Raw genomic sequence first — 24097 nt, 5'->3', positions numbered from 1 at the left:
TATAGCACTCCTTAAAGCAAAAACGATAAGGTATTAAATCCTGTTTTTGAATCTCCATTCACTTAAGAAATAAAGAGAACCCGTTACAAAAGTCTTGAATTTTTCATTTTTCAGTGTATTTATATCTAGATTCTGAACATCAGTGACAGAAAACTCATTTATTTGACAAAGTTCGACTAGTCTATTCGGCTCAAGAGCACGTACGTGTGAAAATTCGACAAATGTCATGCGGTCAGCAATCTCTTCAAATAGCCGCAATACACCCTCAAAATCTTTATCTTTTAAAATCCCGAGTACGATATGAATTGGTTGTCCAGGGAATTCTGTTCGAATCGTTTCAACAAGACTTCTTGCACTCGCTTCATTATGAGCTCCGTCCATATAGACATTGTCTGCAATCTTCTCCATTCGAAACGGAATATAGGCTTGTTTTAGTCCAAGCTCTACTTTCTTTGGATCCAAATCGAACAGAGATTCAAGAGCGTGCACTGCTAAGGTTGCGTTCATTCGTTGATGCTCACCTAGCAAGGACAACTCCACCTGTGGACCAAATGGTTCTAAACTATGCAGCGTTGCCTGGACTTCGTTTACTTGCTGCTCAATAGGAGGCAAATAAGTGGTACTTGGAACGAATACATTAGAATGAGATTTAATGATACCTGCTTTGTGATAGCCAATTGAATCGAGAGTCGTCCCTAAGAAGTTCGTGTGATCCAGTGACAGACTGGTGATGACCGCAACACTTTTCGGAATGACGTTCGTGCTATCGAACCGTCCCCCCATCCCCGTCTCAATGATCCACACTTCCGGAGCTTTATGCTGAAAATGTACAAAAGCACAGATGGTCAACAGTTCAAAATCTGTGAGTTCTGTCGCTTCTGGCACCTGTGCAATTTTCATCATGACCGCATCTAATTCTTCAGAAGTGATGGCTTGTCCGGCAACGACAATCTGGTCATGGACATCAACTATCGCAGGCGATTGAAACGCTCCGTATGAAATCGAATGGGATTCGCACAGTGCTTTGATAAAAGCAATTGTTGAGCCTTTGCCGTTCGTTCCTGCCACGTGAATCACCTTAGAAAAACGCTCAGGGTGCCCGAGTTTATCGAGCACCCTTTCCATACGTTCGAGACCCAGTTCAATGACCGAGCGGCTGGTGATTCCGTGACGCTCTTTATAAGAAGCAAAACCTGGAATCTGCATAGCCAAGTCTCCTTACTTTGTAGTCTGTAGTAAAAATTCGCGGACTTCACTCATAAAGTAGAGAGAACCCGTGATGACGAGGACATCATTAGCTTGATGCGTCGTTTTGAATGTGTCGATAACTGCTTTCCAGTCATCAGCTGCTGATTTCTCAATATGTGACGAATAGTCGAGCAGCTTGTCTTTTGGTGTCGCTCCTGCATGATGGAAGCTCGTGAACGTGATAGTCGACGCTACTTGATCCACCATCGAAACGCTTGATGCGTTGTCTTTCTCTTCAAGTGCTGCGTATAAGAAATGATAATTATATTCAGGGTAGACGGCGGTCAACGTCTGAAGGAGCATGGTCATGCCTTCCGGATTGTGTGCGCCGTCGATCACGATGTGTTCACCGAACTTCTCGAATCGCCCAGCCCATTTCGCTTTCTTCAGGCCTGAGTAGATAGCCTCGTCTGAAATTTCAAATGTTGGTTTCAAGGCACGAACTGCTGTGACTGCAAGACCTGCGTTCTCCGCTTGGTGAGTCCCGAACATCGAAAGTTCGATTCCTTCTAAGCGTTCTTCTCCGATTTCTAAATCAAATACTTGGTAGCCGTTCTCTAGACGGACATTCGATACTTTCATGTCGTCTTCGAGTTGTTGAAGTGGTGCGTTCTTTTCAGCAGCTGTGTCTCGGATGACTTGCTGTGCTTCTGGATTTTTGACACTAGAAACAACCGGAACACCCGGCTTGATGATGCCTGCTTTTTCAGAAGCGATTTCTTGAATCGTCTTGCCTAAAACGTCCATATGATCATACGATACGGTCGTGATCACAGAAACAAGTGGCGTGATGACATTCGTCGAATCACGGAGTCCGCCGATTCCTGTCTCTATCAAAGCGACATCCACTTGTTGTTTCGCGAAGTATATGTAAGCCACGATAGTGATGATGCCGAAAAATGTCGGATACTTACCGTCGTATTTCGTCTCCACGATTTCAAGCACTTGGTTCAAGTACTCCAGAAGCTCGCCATCAGGGATTTGGACATCGTTAATACGAATACGCTCATTGACGCGGTGTATATGAGGTGATGTGAACACGCCGACTGAAAGATTCGCATCTTTCAAAATCGAATCGACTGCATTTAATGTAGAACCTTTGCCGTTCGAACCAGCAAAGTGAATGGATTTAAAGTTATGATGAGGATTGCCTAGATCTGCTAAAATGTCTTCAATCATTTCTAGCGGTGTGCGTTTGTAAACACTTGTACGTATTGAAAATACGAAATCTAAGCATTCTTGTAGGTTAGTGTACATGGGTATTCTCCTCTTAGTGGAATGAATTCTTCGACTTGCGAAACTACAGATTCAGTATATCAAAAAGAGAAGGCAAATGCCCTCTCTTTTGAATGTTACAAATTCTTTAATTCATCTAAGCGTTTGATGACTGTATCGCGTTTTTCAAGGTAGTCAGCTTCTTTCGCTCGTTCTTCCGCAACGACTGCTTCTGGAGCCTTCGAAACGAAGCGCTCATTAGACAGTTTGCCTTGAACGAGCTTCACTTCTTTCTCCCATTTCGCAAGCTCTTTCTCTAGTCGCGCAAGCTCTGCGTCGATGTCGATCAAGCCTTGGAGTGGCAAGAACAATTCAGCTCCAGTTACTACTGCAGACATCGCTTTTTCAGGAGCGTCGATGCGAAGACCGATTTCTAGAGTTTCTGGATTACAGAACTTCTCGATGTAAGCGGCGTTCGATTCTAATGTCTTCAGTGCTTTGTCGTCTTTAGCAGACAAGATCAACGGCACTTTCTTGCTCATCGGTGTTTGAACTTCTGCACGAATCGTACGAACAGAACGAATGATTTCAGACAATAGTTTCATCTCGTCTGCTTGCTCTGGGAAGTGCAAGTCATCACGAACTGTCGGCCAAGCTGCTGTCACGATGGACTCGCCTTGGTGCGGCAAGTTCTGCCAGATCTCTTCTGTGATGAACGGCATGAACGGATGCAACAAGCGCATCGTGTTATCAAGAACATACGCAAGAACCGAACGCGTCATGTGCTTCGCTGCTTCGTCTTCCCCGTACAATGGAAGCTTCGCCATCTCGATGTACCAGTCACACAAGTCATCCCAGATGAAATTGTATAGGGCACGGCCCACTTCGCCGAACTCGTAACGGTCAGATAGTCGCGTCACTGTTTCAATCGTTTCGTTCAGACGCGTCAGGATCCAAGCGTCGGCAACAGATTTCTGACCAGACAAATCAATTTCTTCGTACTTCATTCCGTCCATGTTCATCAGCGCAAAGCGAGATGCGTTCCAGATCTTATTGGCAAAGTTCCAAACCGCTTCTACTTTTTCAGTCGAGTAGCGAAGGTCTTGCCCTGGTGAAGAACCAGTCGATAGGAAGTAACGCAACGAGTCGGCTCCGTACTCAGAGATGACATCCATCGGATCAACTCCATTTCCGAGCGACTTCGACATCTTGCGGCCTTCTGCATCGCGAACAAGACCATGAATTAGAACGTCTGCAAATGGACGCTGTCCTGTGAACTCGACACCTTGGAAGATCATGCGAGACACCCAGAACGCGATGATGTCATACCCTGTAACAAGCGTGTTCGTCGGGTAGTATTTTTTGAACTCTTCGTTTTCAGCATCTGGCCAACCCATTGTTGAGAACGGCCATAGAGCTGACGAGAACCAAGTATCGAGCACGTCTTCTTCTTGACGCCAGTTGTCGATATCCTCTGGTGCGTCGTGTCCTACTAACACTTCGCCTGTCTCTTTATGGTACCAAGCCGGAATACGGTGTCCCCACCATAACTGACGCGAAATACACCAGTCATGCAAGTTTTCCATCCAGCGCATATACGTGTTTTCAAAACGGTCTGGAACGAAGTTTACTTTGTTGTCCGTGTCTTGAATCGCCATTGCTTGTTCAGCAAGTGGCTTCATGCGAACGAACCATTGTGTAGATAGGTACGGTTCTACAACAGCACCGCTTCGCTCTGAGTGACCTACGGAGTGAACATGCGTCTCGATGTTGAAAAGAACGTCCATCTCTTGCAAGTCTTTCACAATTTGCTTGCGGCACTCGAAACGGTCCATACCTTCGTACTTGCCAGCATTGCCATTCATCGAACCGTCTTCGTTCATAACTAAAACGCGCTCCAAGTTGTGGCGATTGCCGATTTCGAAGTCGTTCGGATCGTGTGCTGGTGTGATCTTCACGGCACCACTACCAAACTCCATATCTACGTAATCGTCTGCAACGATTGGAATCTCGCGACCTACGATAGGAAGAGTTACCGTCTTGCCGATCAAGTGCTTGTAGCGCTCGTCTTCTGGGTGAACCGCTACAGCCGTATCTCCAAGCATTGTTTCAGGACGAGTTGTTGCTACGTCGATAAACCCAGTGCCGTCTGTAAGTGGGTAATGCATGTGGTAGAAACCGCCTTCGATTTCTTTATGGATGACTTCGATATCCGATAAAGCTGTTTTCGTAGCCGGATCCCAGTTGATGATGTATTCACCGCGGTAAATGAGGTCTTTCTCATAAAGCTTCACGAACACTTCGCGTACTGCTTGAGAAAGACCTTCATCTAGTGTGAAACGTTCACGTGAGTAGTCTAGACCTAATCCAAGCTTTGCCCACTGCGAACGGATATGCCCTGCATACTCGTCTTTCCATTTCCAAGTTTCTTCAAGGAATGCTTCACGGCCTAAGTCATAACGCGTCTTCCCTTCAGAACGAAGCTTTTCTTCAACTTTTGCTTGTGTTGCAATCCCTGCATGGTCCATTCCTGGTAACCATAGCGCATCATAACCTTGCATACGCTTCATGCGAATAATGATGTCTTGTAACGTTGTGTCCCAAGCGTGCCCCAGGTGTAGTTTCCCTGTTACGTTCGGTGGAGGGATAACGATCGTATACGGTTCTTTATCACTTTCTGGATGCGCTTCAAAATACTTTCCTTCTAACCACCACTCGTAGCGGCCTTTTTCGATTGCTTGCGGATCATACTTCGTTGGCATTTCGATTTCTTTTGTCATGGTCGTCACTCCTTTTGTTTTTGTGAATGGAAGCGGCGGTACATACAAAAAACCCCCGTCCTTAGAAAAAAGGACGAGGGTATGATCGCGGTACCACCTTTAATTCATGCCAAAATAAGCATGCACTTCATTCACTAACGGTTCTTCACCGGCTGCTACTACTCTTCCTTCATAACAGCTGCTCCCGGGCTACCTTCAACTCTCTTGACCGAAGACCTTTCACCAGATGGCCTTCTCTCTACAGATCAGAGGAGTGTCTACTCTTCCCGTTCTTTGCATTTCTTGTATGTGTTCTTATTGTAAGCAATCGTTCTCCTGTCGTCAAGCCGCTATGAGAGGAGATGATTTCTATGAAGAAACGCTACTACCCTTATTTTTTGCCTGAATGGTTAAGAGAACCAAGGTTCTACTGCAAAGCCATCTGTATTCCTATCACGTGCTTTCAGCGGAGATCTTGCTGTGGTCCGAGGAGAGCTCACTAAAGTCCGGGGAACTCCAAACGAAGTCCTTGTAAAGGGAACTATAGAAAAAGCCTATCTCCTCGAAAGGAAACAGGCTTTGGTGTTTATCCGCGCAATTGGCGGAATGCTTCACGGAAGGCTGCAATCGTTTGATCAATGTGCTCTTCAGTGTGAGCTGTTGATAGGAACAGTCCCTCAAACTGGGATGGTGGCAAGTAGACGCCTTGCTCGGCCATCAGACGGTAGACGTCTGCAAACAGTTGAAGATCTGAAGTTTTTGCTTTGTCATAGTTTGTGACTTCTTCATTCGTGAAGAAGAATCCAATCATCGAACCGGCACGGTTCACTGTATGCGGAATATCGAATTCAGTTGCAACTTTGCGGAACCCTTCTTCTAGACGGTCACCAAGTTTTTGGAAGTACTTGTAGCTGTCTTCAGTCAGTTGAGATAGCGTCGCATACCCTGCTGCCATCGCAAGTGGGTTCCCTGAAAGTGTACCAGCTTGGTAAACAGAACCTGCAGGAGCAATCTGCTCCATGATGTCACGGCGTCCACCAAACGCACCTACTGGTAGGCCGCCTCCGATCACTTTACCGAGACACGTCAAATCTGGTTTCACGTTGTAATAACCTTGTGCACAGCCATAATCGACACGGAATCCAGTCATGACTTCATCAAAGATCAGGAGCGCACCGTGTTGTTCTGTGATTTCACGGAGTCCTTCTAAGAAACCAGGCTGTGGTGGGACGACGCCCATGTTCCCTGCGACTGGCTCTGTGATGACTGCTGCGATATCGTCACCGAAGTGGTGGAATGCTTCTTTCACTGCCTCTAAGTCATTGAACGGAACTGTCAGTGTGTTTTTGGCAACGGATTCTGGAACTCCTGGTGAATCCGGAAGACCGAGTGTTGCCACACCAGAACCAGCTTTGATAAGTAGGCTGTCTCCATGCCCGTGGTAGCTTCCTTCGAATTTCAAGATCTTGTTACGACCTGTGAAGCCACGAGCAAGACGAAGTGCAGACATCGTTGCTTCTGTTCCTGATGAGACCATACGGATCATTTCGATGGATGGAACGCGCTCGATAACAAGCTTCGCCATTTCGTTTTCGACAAGTGTGGAAGCTCCAAAGCTTGAACCAAGTGTTGCCACGCGTTGAATTTCAGAGACAACTTTTTCGTTTGTATGACCTAAGATTAAAGGTCCCCAAGAAAGTACATAGTCGATATAGTCATTGCCATCGATGTCAGTGACAATCGCGCCGTGTCCTTTTTCCATGAAAATCGGATCCATATTGACAGATTTAAAAGCACGGACAGGACTGTTAACGCCACCTGGCATCAAGTTTTTAGCTTCTTCAAATGCGTGCTGAGATTTTGTATAGGTTTTTGCCATTTACTTCTCCTCCAGCCATTTTGCTACGTCTTTTGCGTGATACGTCAAGATCAAGTCAGCACCCGCACGTTTCATGCTTGTCATCGTCTCCATGACGACTGATTTCTCATCCACCCAGCCGTTGATCGCTGCCGCTTTGACCATCGCGTATTCCCCACTTACGTTGTAAGCAACGATTGGAAGGTCATGCGCATTGCGAACATCGCGGATAATGTCTAAATAACTTAGAGCCGGCTTCACAATCAAGAAATCTGCGCCTTCTTCAACGTCCGATTTTGCTTCGCGAAGAGCTTCTAACCGGTTCGAATAATCCATTTGATACGTCTTGCGGTCTCCGAACTTTGGAGCGCCGTCTGCTGCTTCACGGAACGGGCCATAGTAGCCTGAAGCGTATTTCACAGCGTAAGACATAATTGGAATATCTGTGTACCCTGCGTCGTCAAGTGCTTTACGAATCACTGCGACAAAACCGTCCATCATGTTTGATGGTGCGATGATGTCCGCTCCAGCTTCTGCTTGGCTGACAGCTGTCTTCGCAAGCAAGTTCAGCGAGTCGTCATTTACGATTCGTTCCGATTCATCGACAACACCACAATGGCCATGACTTGTGTATTCACACAAACATGTATCAGCAATCACTAGAAGCTGTGGATGGCGCTCTTTTACAAAGCGAGTTGCTTCTTGGATAATGCCGTGGTTGTGATAAGCACCTGTACCCATCTCATCTTTTTCAGCTGGCAAGCCGAATAAAATGATGGACTGAATCCCAAGTTCTACGATTTCATCCAGTTCTTCGCCTAAACGGTCCAGTGAAAACTGGAACACGCCTGGCATCGAGCTGACTTCTGTCTTACGATTCTCTCCTTCCGCTACGAATAACGGGTAGATCAAGTCTTCTTTATGAAGATACGTTTCTTTAACTAACGCGCGCATTGCAGCAGATGTGCGAAGGCGGCGGTGGCGTTTAAAAGTCGGTTGCATCCGAGTCACTCCTCTAAATGAATTCGTTGTTCGAGCAAAGCATCAAGTGTGTAGACGCTTGGCATGACGTGTACGGGAAATCCGTGGTCGGTCATAGCTCGTTTCGTAATATGTCCAATCGCACAGTAGATCACATTGGGTTGTACGGTCCCACCTGCTGCTACATATGCTTCGACTGCAGAAGGGCTCGCAAAAACAAGTGTCAATTGCGGATGGTTCTGGATCAAATTGGTGATCGTTTCGACATGTTCATGAAGCGTGACGGTATCGTAAATACATACGGCCGTCACATCACTATGAAGACCTGCTTCGATAGTCGGCTTCGCCAAGTTTCCTTTTAGAAAAGCGACGGTCTCGTTCACATGCGGTGAAGCATTCCATTCTTCGACGAAAACGTCTGCGCTAAAAGTAGAAGGCATAAAAGATGCCCTGTAACCGTAGCTGTTAAGTGCTTTTTCTGTTTTCGATCCTACTACTGCGATCTTCTGAGTAGGTGGTTTAGAAACTTGTGAAAAATAAGCATGTACAGCTGTCTGGCTCGTGAAAACGAGCCAATCACAGGATTCGATTTTCTCTAAGTTCACTGGTCTAAGGACACGATAGTTCGTGCCGATAAGCGGCGCGTGTACTGGTTCAAATCCTGCCTGCTCTACACGCTGTAGAAAGCTCCGATCATGGAGCTGAGATGTTAAAATGAATGGTTCTCGCTTAGACATCGCTCTGTTCTTTGACGCGTTGGATCAAGTCGTACGCGCCTTCTTTTGTTAGCTTCTCTGCGATGGCTTTACCTAAAGCATCCGCATCCGTTCCTGACTGTGTCTCTTTGTAAACTACTGAAGCGTCAGGAGCTGCAACGAGTCCGGTCATGGTGATTGTGTCCCCGTCAACCGTTGCGTGACCCGCAATCGGCACTTGGCATCCGCCGTCCATCGCATGCAAGAATGCACGCTCTGCTTCGACAGCTTTCCAAGTCGTATCGTCCGTCAATTTGCCAAGAGCATCTAAAAGTTCTTGATCGTCTTCACGGCATTCGATGGCAAGAGCTCCTTGCCCTACTGCTGGAATGCAGACATCGGCTTCTAGATATTCAGTTACCGTGTTGTCGCTCCAGCCAAGACGTTTCAGACCAGCTGCTGCTAAGATGATTGCATCGTACTCCCCAGCACGAAGTTTCTCAAGACGCGTGTCCACGTTCCCGCGAATCCATTTGATTTCAAGATCCGGACGTTGCAGCAAAATCTGCGCACTGCGGCGGAGACTACTCGTACCAACAACAGCACCTTTTGGAAGGTCCGCAAGTTTCACATGGTCATTCGAAATAAACGCATCGCGCTCATCCACTCGTGCAGGCACACAGCCGATCACAAGCCCTGGTGGCATCGCTGACGGCATATCTTTCATGCTGTGTACAGCGAAGTCGATTTCTTTGTCATAAAGAGCTTGTTCGATTTCTTTAACAAATAGCCCCTTGCCGCCCACTTTAGAAAGTGTAACGTCTAGGATGCGGTCTCCTTTAGTGACGATTTCTTTGATTTCAAACTCGAACGGTGCCCCACTCTGCTTCATCTGGTCAATGAACCAGTTCGTTTGCCAAAGGGCAAGTTTGCTACGGCGTGAGCCGACGCTAATTTTACGCATATTTCTCAACCTTTCTGTTTACCATAAATGAAATTCGGAAAACGAGCTTCCGAGGAAGAAATTGATCAGTACTACTAAAAATGCATAGACATGAATCCATGCGTAATTCGTTCCAACAACTCGAGGTCGTTCTCGGATAATAAAGACAAACAGATAAACGACCAACAGTAAGAACGAAGTGACAATTTTTGAGTCGAGCCAGTTAAAGCCGTCAATGGCGATATAGCCCCATTCCAAGCCTAACAATAAGCTGACAAATAATAAAGGAATACCTGCGATGATGGAATAGGTCATCATCGATTCGGCTTGCGATAACGACGGCAAGCGGGCAAACTGCGATGTCCACTTCTTCTGCTTCAACATTCGGTGCAGCACCAAATAGAGTACAGAAAACACGAACGATACAGAAAACGCCACATATGCGAGTATTGCGAACGTGATGTGGATAATCAACAGTTCACTGATAAGCGAATCGGAGACTGCTCCTCCTGTTTCTCGTCCCGCTCCAAATGTGTGAATGACTAAAAAGACAAAGCCGATGGACATCACAAGGAGTGCAGGGATGTCGAGCTTCCAAATGACCTGCAAGCCGATGGTGACAGCGAGTAACAGCCAAGCATAAAAATAAAAGCCTTCTTCTAATGAAAGAATCGGGAACCGGTTGTCACCAATCAATAAGTAAAGTAGCAGTAACGTCTGCACACCCCACCCTGTCAGTAATAGCCCAGTACCGATACGGTTCATACGTCTATTTTTTTTCAAGAAGTCGATCACATAAAAGACCAGACTAACAGCAATCAAGATTACGATGATTTCCTGTAGCCGGAGCATCCATAACTCATTCATTGAAATCATCCTCTACTCAAAATCAAACAAAAAAGACATTTCTCTATCATCTATTATGCCACAAATAGATTGGAGAAACGTCTTTTTCAGTCCTTAAAACGAGTATTCGCCACGGAGTGCCGGAGCTTCTTCAGAAGCCGTGGACTTTGCCAGTTTGGCTTTCTGCTGAGCCAGTTGGACCTCACCTTGGACCTCGTCTTCGATGCCGAAGATTTGTTGGAACAACGCAAGTTGCTTGGCAGCCTCTGGACTTGTAGAAAGTTCTTTTGCCTGAAGGATTGGTTCCTTCAACAATTGATTGATAATGGATTTCGTATGTTTATTTAAAATTTTGCGTTCGCGGTCCGTAAGCTCCGGCATCTTGTTTTCAATCGATGCCATCGTCTCTTGCTGAATCGAACTCGCTTTTTTGCGAAGTGCTGAAATCACTGGAACCACACCAAGTGTTGCAATCCAGTCATTAAATGTAGCTACTTCGGTTTCAATCATGTCTTCAATCTTCGCTGCAGCACGTTTGCGCTCTGCTAAGTTCGCTTCTACGATGCCTTGAAGGTCATCAATGTCATACAAGAAGACGTTCGGTAGATCGCCAATTTTCGGGTCTAGATCACGTGGAACTGCGATATCTACCATGAAAAGAGGCTTCCCTTTACGAAGCTTGTCCACAAACTCCATCAATTCGAAGTCGATGACATACGTCGAAGACCCAGTTGAACTAATCAATATGTCTGCTTCAAGTAGCGTGCATTGCAGTTCATCAAGTGGCTTTGCTTTGCCGTCGAACTTCGCTGCTAACAGTTCCGCTTTTTCAAACGTGCGGTTGATGACCGTCACTTTACCAGCACCAGACCCGTGAAGATTCTGAATCGCAAGCTCACCCATCTTCCCTGCTCCGAGAATGACGATGTGCTTGTTTTTCAGTGAACCAAAGATTTTCTTTCCAAGCTCTACAGCTGCGTACGAAACGGATACTGCGTTTTCACCAATCGCTGTCTCTGCATGAGCGCGCTTCGCAAACGTCACGGCTTGTTTGAACAGTTGGTTGAACACTGTACCTGTCGTACCGTGCTGTTGTCCTGATAAGAAACTCTTCTTCACTTGGCCAAGGATTTGAGTTTCACCAAGCACCATTGAGTCGATTCCAGCAGACACTTTGAACAAGTGCTTCTTCGCATCGTCTTCTTCTTTAATAAAGACGTAGCGAGACAACTCGTCGATGCTGAGGTCAAACCAAGCAGCCAAGAATTGTTTGATATAGTATTTGCCCGTGTGCAACTGATCAACGGTCGCATACACTTCCGTCCGGTTACACGTCGAGACAATAACGTTCTCCAATATGCTTTTTTGTTCTTGCAACGCTTCCATTGCATTCGGAAGTTCCGCCTCAATAAAAGACAGCTTCTCACGAATTTCAACAGGAGCTGTTCGGTAATTGACACCGACCACGAGTGTGTTCATTGCGTCATATCTCCTTTATACGTTCCATTTCACTAGTCCTAGTATAGCATAACTCTAGGACAGCGCACTTCGACATTTGTGAACAGTATATGAAAGAAACGTGCCGTTCACGTTCTAATTTAGAATGATTCTAAATATAGTGTACCAAAATGCGTTGAGGCTTACAACGATAGGGGTTTATACAGAAAAGTCCGATAATTGAACTTTACTAATACATATACCCTTCCTCTAAATCAGTAAGCATGTATAAAGATTGTTTCACCTGAGACACCATTTCCAAGGGGAGAACCTCCAAGCCTCCTCGTCGCAGGCTCCTGCGGGGTCTCGCAGAACCTCTGATACCCTGGGAAATGGCATCTCAGGCTCATGACTTTTATAGGAATGCTGTTTTCAAATGCTACTGTTCTTAAAAATTGTGTACATATAGAGTGTGTAGGGGTGACTCCAGCGGGATTAAAAGCGGAAGCTGAGACCTTGGCTCAGCCCGCGCCCGCGGAACGCTTCCCCTACACACAAAAAACCTGCAAAAAAGGAGCTTCTCAATTATGAGAAACCCCTTAGTCTGGACCTTGTCAAATCCAACTTATCTTTCAATTGCTTTGTAAATCTCAGCCCAAGCCTCGTCATGCCCTTTGCCTGTCTCCGAAGAAAACAGGACTAGTGGATCCGCTGGGTCCATATCGAGCGTCTCTTTCACGACTTTCTTGTGCTTTTCCCATTTCCCCTTTGGAATCTTGTCGGACTTCGTCGCCACGATGATACACGGGATGGAGTAGTGCTTCAAGAAATCGTACATCATGATGTCGTCGTTTGTTGGTGGATGACGCAAGTCTACGATCAATACGACCGACTTCAACGATTCGCGAGATGTGAAATACGTCTCGATCATTTTGCCCCAAGCGGCACGCTCGGTCTTAGAAACTTTTGCATATCCGTATCCAGGAACATCGACGAATACTAGTTGCTCTTCGATTTTATAGAAGTTCAGTGTTTGCGTTTTTCCTGGCTTTGATGAGATGCGGGCCATGCTCTTTCGACCAATCATGCGATTGATGAAAGAGGATTTCCCTACATTGGAACGACCTGCGAGTGCGATCTCTGATAGTCCCGTTTCCGGATACTGCTCAGGACGCACCGCGCTGATCAATAATTCTACGTTATTAATTTGCATAGTTTGCCTCCTCCAGTGCGATGGCCAATACTTCCTCCACCTGTGAAACTGGATGGAAAGTCAACTCTTCACGAATGCTGTCCGGAATGTCGTCCATGTCCGGAACATTGTCTTTTGGCAAGATAATCGTATCGATGCCGGCACGATGTGCACTTAATGTTTTTTCTTTTAATCCACCAATCGGCAACACGCGACCTCGCAGCGTCACTTCGCCTGTCATCCCTACTTCTCGTTTAACAGGACGACCTGTGAGCGCGGATACAAGAGCGGTCGTGATCGTAATTCCAGCGGACGGCCCGTCTTTTGGAACCGCTCCTTCCGGAACATGGATGTGAATATCAAATTTCTCATGGAAATCGGTTGCGATGCCGAGTGCTTCCGCATTCGAACGGACGTAAGAAAGCGCAGTTTGAGCCGACTCTTTCATGACGTCTCCGAGTTTTCCTGTTAGTTGCAGCTTGCCTTTACCAGCAGAAAGCGAGACTTCGATTTGAAGCGTGTCTCCTCCAACGGATGTATAGGCAAGGCCAGTAGCTGCTCCAACTTGGTTGGATTGCTCAGCTTGCCCGTGGCGGAACTTGCGTTTGCCTAGGTAGTCCTCAAGATTGCGTGGGGTTACCGTAACTTTTTTCTTCTCACCTTTAACGATTTGAAGAGCTGCTTTTCGGCAAATCCCTGCGATCGTGCGCTCAAGTGAACGAACTCCTGCTTCGCGCGTGTAGTAACGGACAACATCTAACAAGACGTCTCGTTTCATAGCGAGTTTGGATTTATTCAAGCCGTGCTCTTTCATCTGCTTCGGCAGTAGATGGTGCTCTGCGATATCGACTTTCTCCATCTCGGTATAGCCCGCAAGTGAAATGACCTCCATCCGGTCGCGAAGTGGACCTGGAATCGAAGACAAGTCATTTGCTGTTGCAATAAACAAGACATTCGATAAGTTGTACGACTCCTCGATGTAATGGTCACTGAATGAATGGTTCTGTTCAGGATCCAACACTTCAAGCATTGCAGACGACGGATCTCCGCGGAAATCATTCGACATTTTATCGATTTCATCGAGTAGGAATACTGGATTGATCGTGCCCGCTTTTTTCATCCCTTGGATGATACGGCCAGGCATTGCACCGATATACGTACGACGGTGACCACGGATTTCTGATTCATCACGAACCCCACCTAGTGCTACGCGGACGAACTTGCGGTCGAGTGACTCTGCAATCGACTTCGCAAGAGATGTTTTCCCAACTCCAGGAGGTCCTACGAGACAAAGGATTGGTCCGCGAAGTGATTGCGTCAACTGGCGAACTGCCAAGTATTCTAAGATCCGTTCTTTTACTTTTTCAAGACCATCGTGATCGCGGTCTAAAATTTCTTGTGACCGGTGAATATCTAGTTGATCTTCAGTCTTCTCCGTCCAAGGTATTGAGGTCATCCAGTCCAAGTAATTGCGGATGACGCCGCTTTCTGGAGACTGGGCAGGAATACGTTCAAAACGGTCCAGTTCTTTTAAAAGATTCTTTTTCGTTGCTTCTGGGAAGCCCGTCTCTTCAATCTTTTTGCGTAGATCGGACACTTCTCCTGTCTTGCCGTCCTTGTCTCCAAGTTCTGTTTGAATGGCTTTCATCTGCTCACGCAGATAGAACTCTTTTTGAGTTTGTTCCATCGCTTTTTTAACGCGAACCTGAATCTTTTTCTCTAGATCTAGAATTTCTTTTTCATTCTCGAGTTTTTGAATCAAATACACCAAGCGCTCTGTGACATCAAATGTTTCAAGCACTTCTTGTTTTGCAGCAATACGAAGTGGCAAGTGTGTAGCAACTGTATCGGCTAGGCGACCTGCTTCTGCAATCTCAGATGCCGCACGAGCGGAGTCTTCCGAGACTTGTTTAGACAGCTTGCTGAATTTTAAGAAGCTCTCATTCAATGTGCGCATCAACGCTTCTTGTTCCGAGCTTGGGGTTTTCGCTTCTGTGATTGTAGACACTTCGACTTCATCAAACGTCTTGCCTACTTCATATGATTCGAGAACAGCTCGCTCGAGACCTTCGACTTGAACGCGCATCGTGCCATTTGGCAATTTCATAAGTTGACGAATATGAACCAAGACACCTACATCATATAAATCTTCTTGTGCAGGATTGTCCATTTCCATATCGCGCTGTGCGATCAATACGATTTGTTCATTGTTTTTCATAGCAGCTTGCAAAGCGGCCATAGATTTTTTACGGCCGACATCGATATGTAGCGTCAGCGTTGGAAAAACCAGTAAACCGCGCAGTGGCAGCACTGGGTAACGGGAAGTTTCTTGTGAGGTCATCACATTTCCACCTTTCATGGTCTATGTTGACCAGCTTGTTCATTTAGTATACTCGAAAGCAGTCAAATATCCCTAGAGACATGCATTTTGTTTTAATGGATTTTGTTGTTAAGTGTTTTCTAAGTGGGGCAAGGTGTTTAGTTTCCATAAAACGACTTCGGATCTACAAATGTGGTTACATGTTCTAGAAATAAGCGTACATGTTCTAGAAACCGGCCTACATGATCAACAAATCGCTTTACTTGTACCAGAACGACCGCTCACCCTCGAGACTCGAAAGTTGATTTGCTATTTTTCGTTAGTTTTGCCGAATAGAAATACTAATTTGCTCAATAGAACTTTGAATTTGCGTATTGAAGCTTCAAATTTGTTTAAAAAAACCCCAAATTTGTCGATGAACGACCGCTCACCCTAAAAAACGACTGAACGCCTTCCACATCTAAAACAAAAAAACTGGCTCTCTGTCGGCTCAAAGTTGAGCTAACGGAAAGCCAGCTGGATGGTCGCTGTTACGCAGACGTCTTCGTGTCGTTGATGAACTCCGTGCCGTCTTCTTTCAGTAGCTTTGGCGGTTGGCCTTCTGTTACTGTCTCTTTTGTGATGACACATTCTACGATGTCTTCACGAGAAGGAAGATCAAACATGACGTCTAACATGATGTTTTCGATGATGGAGCGAAGTCCACGCGCACCTGTCTTACGTTCGATAGCGAGTTTCGAGATCTCCGAAAGCGCTTCTTTTTCAAACGTTAGCTTGACGCCGTCCAGTTCCATCATTTTCTCGTACTGTTTAACCAAAGCATTTTTAGGTTCTGTTAAAATCTGCACAAGTGCTTCTACATTTAACGTCTCTAAGCTAGCTAACACTGGTAAACGGCCGATGAATTCTGGGATTAGACCAAATTTCAATAAGTCCTCAGGAATCAGGTTCGCCATTAGGCTAGCTGCTTCTGGGTCTTTTTTGTTTGGATCTGAACCAAATCCGATGACTTTCTCACCCATACGGCGTTTGATGATGGACTCGATGCCGTCAAACGCACCACCGACGATGAACAAGATGTTCGTAGTGTCGATTTGTAAGAATTCTTGATGCGGATGCTTACGTCCACCTTGTGGCGGCACGCTTGCAGTAGTTCCTTCAAGAATTTTTAGTAGGGCTTGTTGAACACCTTCACCCGATACATCACGTGTGATGGATGGATTTTCTGATTTACGTGCTACTTTATCGATCTCATCGATGTAGATGATGCCTTTTTCAGCACGTTCAATATCGTAATCCGCAGATTGGATCAATTTCAGCAAGATGTTTTCTACGTCTTCCCCTACATAACCTGCTTCTGTTAGAGACGTCGCGTCTGCAATAGCAAACGGTACGTTCAGAATGCGAGCTAGTGTTTGAGCAAGAAGAGTTTTCCCGCTTCCTGTTGGTCCAATAAGGACGATATTTGATTTTGATAACTCAACTTCGTCGATGACGCTGTTTGAGTTAATGCGTTTGTAATGGTTATAAACGGCTACAGCTAATGCTTTTTTAGCACGCTCTTGACCGATGACGTATTCATCAAGAATCCCTTGGATTTCTCGAGGCTTTGGAACTTCACGGTATTCAACTTCTTCTTCTGTTCCTAGTTCTTCCTCCACAATTTCAGAGCAAAGATCGATACATTCATCACAAATATATACTCCAGGGCCAGCTACAAGTTTGCGAACCTGTTCTTGAGGTTTACCGCAGAACGAACACTTTAGGTTCCCTTTTTCGTCGTTAAATTTGAACACTGTACTCACCCCTATTCAGAGATTTAGTTTACAAGATTATGGTATGTATAGCAAATGAAATGATTATGTAAAGAACAAGGTACAGAATGATCTGCACCTTGCTCCGTATGAAGTCTCTTATTTTGTTACTTTAGCGTTGTCTACTAAGAACTCAACTGTCTTTTGGAAACGGATATCGTTTTCTAAGATAGCTGTTCCGCCTAATGCTGTTTTGATTTGATCAACTGTCATACCGAACTGAGCTGTCATTTTTTCTAGCTCTGCGTTCACGTCTTCTTCAGTTACTTCAATACCTTCAGCAGCAGCGATTGCTTCTAATGTAAGAGATACACGCACGCGGCTTTCTGCATCTTCTTTCATTTGTGCACGAAGTGCTTCCTCATCTTGACCAGAGAACTGGTAGTACAAGTCAAGGTTCATACCTTGTTGTGATAGACGTTGACCAAACTCTTGAAGCATACGGTCTACTTCAGAATCGATCATTGCTTGTGGAATGTCTACTTCTGCGTTAGCAGCAGCTTTTTCCACAAGGTCATCACGAAGTGCTTGTGCAGCAGTTTGTTTTTTCTCTTCAGTAGTTTGCTCAGTTAGTTTTGCGCGAAGTGCATCAAGACTTTCAACTGACTCATCTACTTCTTTAGCGAAGTCATCGTTAAGTTCTGGAAGAACTTTTCCTTTAACTTCTTTAACAGTTACTTTGAAAGTAGCTTCTTTACCAGCTAGTTCAGCAGCGTGATACTCTTCTGGGAAAGTTACAACTACGTCTTTAGAGTCGCCAGTTTTAGAACCAACTAGTTGCTCTTCAAAGCCAGGGATGAATGTGTTAGAACCGATTTCTAGGTCGTAATCTTCACCTTTACCGCCTTCGAATGCTTCTTCTCCAACAAATCCTTCGAAGTCGATTGTTGCAGTGTCGCCTTCTACGATAGCGTCTTCTTTAACTGACATTTCAGCAAGACGAGCTTGGTGGTTTGAAAGTTGTTCGTTGATTTCTTCTTCAGTAACTGTTTCTTCAAGTGGAGTCACTTCAAGACCTTTGTAGTCACCAAGTTTCACTTCAGGCTTCACTGTTACTTTTGCAGTGAAAACAACTGGTTGACCTTTTTCGATTGACTCGATGTCGATTTCTGGACGATCTACTGGTTCGATACCAGACTCATCAAGTGCTTTTGTGTAAGCTTCAGGAAGTACGATATCGATTGCATCTTGATAAAGTGCTTCTTCACCGTATTTTTTGTTGAACATTTGACGTGGCATTTTCCCTTTACGGAATCCTGGCTCGTTAATGTTTTTTACGACTTTTTTGAAAGCCTCGTCGATTGCTTTTTTAAACTCTTCTGCAGAAACTTCAAACGTTAATACGCCTTCGTTTCCTTCTTGTTTTTCCCACTTCGTTGACATATATTCTACCTCCAACAATTGGTTTCATTTTTGACTAAACATTATTTAATGTATTGACAACTTGTACATTATACCATAGTTACGGGTACTTTCAACCTATTGTATTTCTAGTAGCGCATAGAGCTGATCGATCTTGTGTATCATGCGCAGCACTTTATGATCCGAGCGTTTATTTTCACCAAGTAATAGCTCTTCAAAATACAACGTGTACCCTTCGACGACGTCTTCATCCGAAAATCCATTCCAGACATACGGATACTGTAAGTAACTGTGATGCTGGAATGTATCACGAATTAACAGATACGCAGTCGGTTCGTTTTCGAGTCGTTCTTCGATCTTAGTTATGAGCTGTTGGAAGCGTTCGTTCTCAAATGGCTCATCTAATGCTGCTGGCACCCACGGTTGATCCCAGTTGAACTTTCTAACGCGGACGATGTCTTGGCTATCTGTTGCGATGAGTAGCAAGAGAGCGAGCGTCTGTATCACCGGATGGACAGAAGGATGTTCGACGATTGCTTGCCATTCTCTTTCGAGCTTTTGACAGTCGCCCTCAAAGGCAGCAAGTAACAGTTGATACTGCATAACAAGAGGTTTTTCGAAAAACTCTGGAATGCTGTAGAGTTCTGGGTTCAACTCTTCTAGTGGCTCAGGCACTTCTTTCGTTTCAACATTCGCTGCGAGTCGGCCACTGAGTTCACGAAGATGCAACCACTTCTCTTTGCGCTCAGGCGACAACACACGTTCTTCAATCAAAGTACTGATCAGGGCATCCGCTTCCTCAAATCGGCGCAACTCGACAAGTAACGTGACATATAGGTCCATGAGCTCTTCGTATTCATCGAAGCCTTCGTGTAAGAGGGTATCGCAAATCGTAAGTGCTTTCTCGAACTGACGAACTTCATAAAGCGAATAAGCATAGATCAGTTCCGCTTCTGGTTCAAGAACCCCGAGCTCTTTGGCGGTGTCGAAGTGCCGGACGGCTTCCATAAAGTCATGCCGATCAGCAGCACGGAGCGCTTTGTCGATCTGAGTGTTCAAGGCGCCAGGAAAGATGATTATGTTCCCGCGCTTTTCTGGACGATGTTTTTTCATAGGTCACCTGCTTCCTGTTGGGAATTCGGTTCAAAAGTAAAAGAGCCTTCTTCTCTCTATTGTAATCTAGAAAGAAGAAGGCTCACAAGTGTTAGTACGACCCTGGAGGGATTCGAACCCCCGACCGACGGCTTAGCTTACCACTATGGCTTTCGCCACCAAGTGTATGTTTGTGGTCTGGACTATATCTTCACCGTTTCAGGTGCGACACGTATAGTCTCTACGGAACCTCACGATAATCTAAGATTATGCTTCAGAAAATCTACCATCATACTAATATGATCCTTTGATTTTCTTTGATCACGCATGTGATCGTAAGTTTCCTCGGTATTGCCATCAGCATGACCTGGAAGGGTTCACCGATACAGTGTCGTCCACTCTATAAGTTGTTGTTTCCATATAGAGGCTCCTATCATTAAAGGCCGTTGCTCTATCCTACTGAGCTACAGAGTCAAAGTACTCCCCTATCCATAGACAGGAAAGACATTTCTCATTATAGATAGACCACTATGCAAAGTCAATGGTATTTCACAAAAATTAATTCAAGCCGTCCCAGTCTGCACGAAGTTTCTGAATCGCAGCACCACGGTGTGAAATAGCAGACTTCTGCTCCGGCGTCAGCTCCGCCATCATCTTATTCTGTACAGGTACAAAGAAAATTGGATCATAACCGAAACCATACTCACCTCGGCGTTCCTTCGCAATCACACCTTCACATGTCCCACGATACGTGACGGTCTCTTTGCCAGGTTGTGCTAATGCAATGGCACAAACAAAGCGTGCTGTACGGTCTTCAGCTGGCACACCTTCTAAATTCGCAAGCAACTTGTCCATGTTGGCATCGTCACTTTTCGCTTCTCCTGCATAACGAGCCGAGTAAATACCAGGATCTCCGTTTAACGCATCGACTTCGAGACCACTATCGTCAGCAATGACAATCGTGTTTAATTCATTCGCAAGAGCTTCTGCTTTCAAAATAGCATTTTCTTCAAAAGTCGAACCGGTCTCTTCCACATCGAGGTGAGACGCTACGTCATCTAAAGTTTTTACATTATAGCCAAGAGGCCCAAAGATAGACTCAAAGTCTTTAGCTTTCCCTTTGTTTTTTGTAGCAATCAAAATATCTTTCATTATTCAAGTCCTCCATTGTCTGTTCCGATTTCATCTGCAATCGCACCTAGAGCTTGCTTTTGAATCGAGATCAATTCATTGATGGCATGTTCACCTAGCTCAAGTAGTTCGTTGAGTTGTTGTCGTGAAAACGTTGCTTCTTCACCTGTCCCTTGAATTTCAACAAATTCACCTTTTCCTGTCATGACAAGGTTCATATCGACGTGAGCTGCAAAATCTTCCTCGTAGTTAAGGTCTGCAACTGCTCCAGATTCTAGAACACCCACACTGACCGCTGCTAAAAAGTCTCGGACAGGAAATACAGGCAACTGTTTCTCTTCGACTAAACGACTGATAGCGAGAGTCATCGCAACAAATGCTCCTGTGATAGAGGCTGTGCGTGTACCGCCATCCGCTTGGATAACGTCACAGTCAACCCAGATTGTGCGCTCTCCAAGAGCTTCTAAATCCACTACTGAACGCAGTGCGCGGCCGATGAGACGCTGGATTTCCATCGTACGACCCGAAATCTTCCCTTTTGCTGCTTCGCGAGGAGAACGAGAATGCGTTGCACGTGGAAGCATCGAATATTCTGCTGTAACCCAGCCTTTACCTTGTCCACGCAAGAACGGAGGTACTTTTTCTTCAATGGTAGCGTTACAGATGACTCGAGTGCCTCCCATTGTGATAAGGACGGAACCTTCCGGGTGTGTAATAAAATCTTTAGTGATATCTACAGGGCGCAGTGCCTGTGCGGTACGTTGATCATGTCTCATAAAATCTTCCTTTCTGTCGTAGAAAGACCCTCTGCAGGACATCCTGAGGAGGGTCAAAATTGGATACGTCGAACATCTGCGTGTTCAAGCGCGAGCCAGCGTTCTGCAATCTCTTTGAACATCGGGATCGAACCCGTTGCGTAAAAGATAGGCTCTTTTCTGCCTGGCTTTGTATTGTGTTGTTGGTGAAAATCTAAATAGTCTTTGACGTCATTAGCGGTTTCTTGTGCAGATGACACCACATGTACATGCTCTCCAACGACTTCTTCGATATGCCCTTGAAGTAGCGGATAATGGGTGCACCCTAAAATGACTGTATCAAAGTCTTTTCCTTTTAAAGGAGCGAGGGCCTCTTGCACCATCTTGTGCGCAAATTCGCCTTCGTATTCATTACTCTCAACGAGAGGAACAAACGTAGGGCAAGCAAGCGCCTCAACTTGACTCGATGAGCTCAAAGCAGAGATGGCGTATTCATATGCACCACTTTTCACAGTACCCGATGTTCCGAGCACGACGACCTTATGATTGCGAGTAGCTTTAGAAGCAGCACGTGCTCCTGGGAAAATGACTCCAAGTACCGGAAACGGCATTTGGCGACTTAATGAATTCAACGCCACAGCAGTTGCCGTGTTACATGCGATGATCAGCATCTTGACGTTCATCTTCTGAAGGGCAAGTGAAATCTGCCACGTAAATTTGCGGACTTCCTGCGGGCTTCGCGGTCCATATGGGCAGCGCGCCGTGTCCCCGACATATATCAATTGTTCATTTGGTAACAGGTGCATGATTTCTTTGACGACCGTAAGGCCCCCGACACCTGAATCTAAAATACCAATCGGACGATCCACAGTAATTCCTCAGTTCTTTTTCATTTCTTTATGGAGTTTATGGAGCAGTTCTGTTAGTTGCTCGACTTCTTGTTGCGTGAAGCTCTCAAGCTCAGCAGTCAAATAGTCACGACGCTTGTTGATTACTTCTTCAATGATGCGCTCCCCTTCAGCCAGCAAATGGATGCGGACGACTCGACGATCCGATTCGTCACGGACGCGCTGTACGAGTTGATTGGCTTCCATGCGGTCGACAAGGTCTGTCGTTGTACTGAAGGCCAAGTACATTTTAGTAGATAGATCTCCGATTGTCATGTCCCCAGATTCATGCAGCCACTGAAGCGCAATGAATTGAGGTGGAGTAATTGTATAAGAATTAAGAATTTGTCTTCCTTTTTGTTTGATTACGCCTGAGATATAGCGCAACTCTTTTTCAAGCACGGCCACGCGGTCTGCGTCATGGGTTACCGGCTCATTGATTTCGTTCGTCATCAAATCCCTCACTTTTGCATATCCTTGTACTACTTATTGTGACGTCTTCTTGCGAAAATTACAAGCGTATCTGTGTGTTTAGTGAATTTCACCCAACCGAATCAGTTCTTCAATCGCAGCTTTGCGACCCGAGACGCCAAGTTTTTGAATGGCATTTGAGATGTGATTGCGTACGGTCTTCTCTCGAATCTCTAGTGCAGCAGCTACTTCTTTCGTTGTCATTCCGCTGGTTAGCAACTGAAACACGTCACGCTCGCGTTGCGTCAAGATGAAATAATTGGATGGAAACAAAAAAATCCCTCCCCATGGTCTATTCATACTGTATGAATGACTTGGGGAAGGCGTGCATGCTTACGCGTGTTGTAACAGTTTTTTTGTCTCTTCTGACCATGCAACCGGCTTTCCCGTCACACGGTGAATCTGGACGATAGTCCCTCTTCCGGTTGCAGTGATTTCATCTTTCGCGTTAACCATCATATAGTGAACGTCCATTGAAGACGTTCCGACAGAATTCGCTTTGACATAGACCTTGAGTTTTTCATCAAAATAAACTTGTTTGACGAAATCACATTGCAAGTCTGCAACTACTGGAATTGTGGAGCCTTTTGGATCCAACCAGTCGTTCATCAGCTGAATGTGTTTGAAAAATTCGATCCGTGCATATTCGAAGTAAGCGAAGTTCACTGTATTGTTGAGATGGCCATACATATCCGTCTCGCTAAAGCGTACACTGACTTCTGAATAAAATTGAAATTCCGACTTCCACTTTTCAACGTCCCCGATGTAATTTGCTCTCATGATACCGCACCCCTTGTAGCTAATTTAGTGAATGACTATTCATTCATAAGTATAGCATAATTTGTCAGACAAATCATTACTCTTCCTATTCTACTTAATATGAAAGTGGATTGAAATTTTGAAATAGAAGAGTGCTCAGAAAAGACACGCTTATCTTTGGGAGCGGCCATCAGCCTTTTCTCTTTGCGTAGCTGAATTTCACCTGAGAAGCCCTTTTCCAAGGGGAGAACCTCGGAGTCTCCCTCTAGAAAAGTTGATGTATCAACGTTTGAATTGCTCTTACGAGCTTTTTAATATTTTTTACCTTGATT

The 24097-nt window shown here is 45.4% G+C and carries 20 protein-coding genes and 1 other annotated feature; all 20 genes read right to left on the bottom strand.

The features are described from left to right. Positions 1–33: 33 nt before the first annotated feature. The 20 genes from CF394_RS00535 to CF394_RS00440 all read right to left on the bottom strand — a co-directional run bounded on the left by CF394_RS00535 (position 34) and on the right by CF394_RS00440 (position 23786). Positions 34–1206, bottom strand: a complete 1173-nt coding sequence (locus CF394_RS00535; RefSeq protein WP_094941338.1) for a bifunctional folylpolyglutamate synthase/dihydrofolate synthase — start codon at positions 1204–1206, stop codon at positions 34–36. A 12-nt stretch (positions 1207–1218) separates the two neighbouring features. Further along, the gene (locus CF394_RS00530) at positions 1219–2505 is read right to left on the bottom strand and encodes a bifunctional folylpolyglutamate synthase/dihydrofolate synthase (RefSeq protein ID WP_094941337.1); all 1287 of its coding nucleotides are present in this window, start codon (positions 2503–2505) and stop codon (positions 1219–1221) included. Positions 2506–2600: 95 nt separating this feature from the next. Next, positions 2601–5243: a valine--tRNA ligase gene (locus CF394_RS00525; protein ID WP_094941336.1), complete on the bottom strand. Its 2643-nt coding sequence runs from the start codon at positions 5241–5243 to the stop codon at positions 2601–2603. 66 nt (positions 5244–5309) lie between these two features. After that, positions 5310–5526: a binding site (T-box leader), on the bottom strand. 282 nt (positions 5527–5808) lie between these two features. Then, positions 5809–7101 (bottom strand): glutamate-1-semialdehyde 2,1-aminomutase, encoded by a 1293-nt coding sequence (gene hemL, locus CF394_RS00520; RefSeq protein WP_094941335.1) that lies wholly within the window; start codon positions 7099–7101, stop codon positions 5809–5811. Next, positions 7102–8082, bottom strand: coding sequence for a porphobilinogen synthase (hemB, locus tag CF394_RS00515; RefSeq protein WP_094941334.1), 981 nt, complete (start codon positions 8080–8082; stop codon positions 7102–7104). Between the two features lie 5 nt (positions 8083–8087). Continuing rightward, positions 8088–8798, bottom strand: coding sequence for a uroporphyrinogen-III synthase (locus CF394_RS00510; protein ID WP_094941333.1), 711 nt, complete (start codon positions 8796–8798; stop codon positions 8088–8090). Beyond that, positions 8791–9720, bottom strand: coding sequence for a hydroxymethylbilane synthase (gene hemC / locus CF394_RS00505; RefSeq protein WP_094941332.1), 930 nt, complete (start codon positions 9718–9720; stop codon positions 8791–8793). Before hemC ends, CF394_RS00510 begins: the two co-directional genes overlap by 8 nt. Positions 9721–9738: 18 nt before the next feature. After that, complete coding sequence (ccsA, locus tag CF394_RS00500; RefSeq protein ID WP_094941331.1) at positions 9739–10566, bottom strand: cytochrome c biogenesis protein CcsA; 828 nt, start codon at positions 10564–10566, stop codon at positions 9739–9741. 93 nt (positions 10567–10659) lie between these two features. After that, positions 10660–12024 carry a glutamyl-tRNA reductase gene (hemA, locus tag CF394_RS00495; protein WP_094941330.1) on the bottom strand — a complete coding sequence of 455 codons (1365 nt, stop codon included), beginning with the start codon at positions 12022–12024 and terminating at the stop codon, positions 10660–10662. A 583-nt stretch (positions 12025–12607) separates the two neighbouring features. Continuing rightward, entirely contained in the window at positions 12608–13195 is a 588-nt protein-coding gene (yihA, locus tag CF394_RS00490) for a ribosome biogenesis GTP-binding protein YihA/YsxC (protein ID WP_094941329.1), read from the bottom strand. After that, on the bottom strand, positions 13185–15515 hold the full coding sequence (gene lon, locus CF394_RS00485; protein WP_207761664.1) for an endopeptidase La: 2331 nt from the start codon (positions 15513–15515) through the stop codon (positions 13185–13187). The genes yihA and lon overlap by 11 nt, the downstream gene beginning before the upstream one ends. A gap of 509 nt (positions 15516–16024) precedes the next feature. After that, positions 16025–17290, bottom strand: coding sequence for an ATP-dependent protease ATP-binding subunit ClpX (clpX, locus tag CF394_RS00480; protein WP_094941327.1), 1266 nt, complete (start codon positions 17288–17290; stop codon positions 16025–16027). 117 nt (positions 17291–17407) lie between these two features. Then, a complete protein-coding gene (tig, locus tag CF394_RS00475; RefSeq protein WP_094941326.1) occupies positions 17408–18691 on the bottom strand; it encodes a trigger factor in 1284 nt (427 codons plus the stop codon). Positions 18692–18787: 96 nt separating this feature from the next. Beyond that, positions 18788–19783, bottom strand: a complete 996-nt coding sequence (locus CF394_RS00470; RefSeq protein WP_094941325.1) for a tetratricopeptide repeat protein — start codon at positions 19781–19783, stop codon at positions 18788–18790. A 537-nt stretch (positions 19784–20320) separates the two neighbouring features. Beyond that, positions 20321–20914 carry an XTP/dITP diphosphatase gene (locus CF394_RS00465; protein ID WP_094941324.1) on the bottom strand — a complete coding sequence of 198 codons (594 nt, stop codon included), beginning with the start codon at positions 20912–20914 and terminating at the stop codon, positions 20321–20323. Then, a complete protein-coding gene (gene rph, locus CF394_RS00460; protein ID WP_094941323.1) occupies positions 20914–21669 on the bottom strand; it encodes a ribonuclease PH in 756 nt (251 codons plus the stop codon). The genes CF394_RS00465 and rph overlap by 1 nt, the downstream gene beginning before the upstream one ends. A 53-nt stretch (positions 21670–21722) precedes the next feature. Then, on the bottom strand, positions 21723–22517 hold the full coding sequence (racE, locus tag CF394_RS00455; protein ID WP_094941322.1) for a glutamate racemase: 795 nt from the start codon (positions 22515–22517) through the stop codon (positions 21723–21725). Between the two features lie 9 nt (positions 22518–22526). After that, on the bottom strand, positions 22527–22988 hold the full coding sequence (locus CF394_RS00450; RefSeq protein WP_094941321.1) for a MarR family winged helix-turn-helix transcriptional regulator: 462 nt from the start codon (positions 22986–22988) through the stop codon (positions 22527–22529). Between the two features lie 78 nt (positions 22989–23066). Beyond that, positions 23067–23279 carry a helix-turn-helix domain-containing protein gene (locus CF394_RS16020; protein ID WP_279327631.1) on the bottom strand — a complete coding sequence of 71 codons (213 nt, stop codon included), beginning with the start codon at positions 23277–23279 and terminating at the stop codon, positions 23067–23069. 60 nt (positions 23280–23339) lie between these two features. Continuing rightward, positions 23340–23786, bottom strand: coding sequence for an acyl-CoA thioesterase (locus CF394_RS00440; protein WP_094941319.1), 447 nt, complete (start codon positions 23784–23786; stop codon positions 23340–23342). Between the last annotated feature and the right edge of the window lie 311 nt (positions 23787–24097).

The organism is Tetzosporium hominis (genome assembly GCF_002265435.1).
Lineage (GTDB): Bacteria > Bacillota > Bacilli > Bacillales_A > Planococcaceae > Chryseomicrobium > Chryseomicrobium hominis.
The sequence above is the reverse complement of the archived record's forward strand: the minus strand, read 5'-3'. Positions and strand labels throughout refer to the sequence as shown.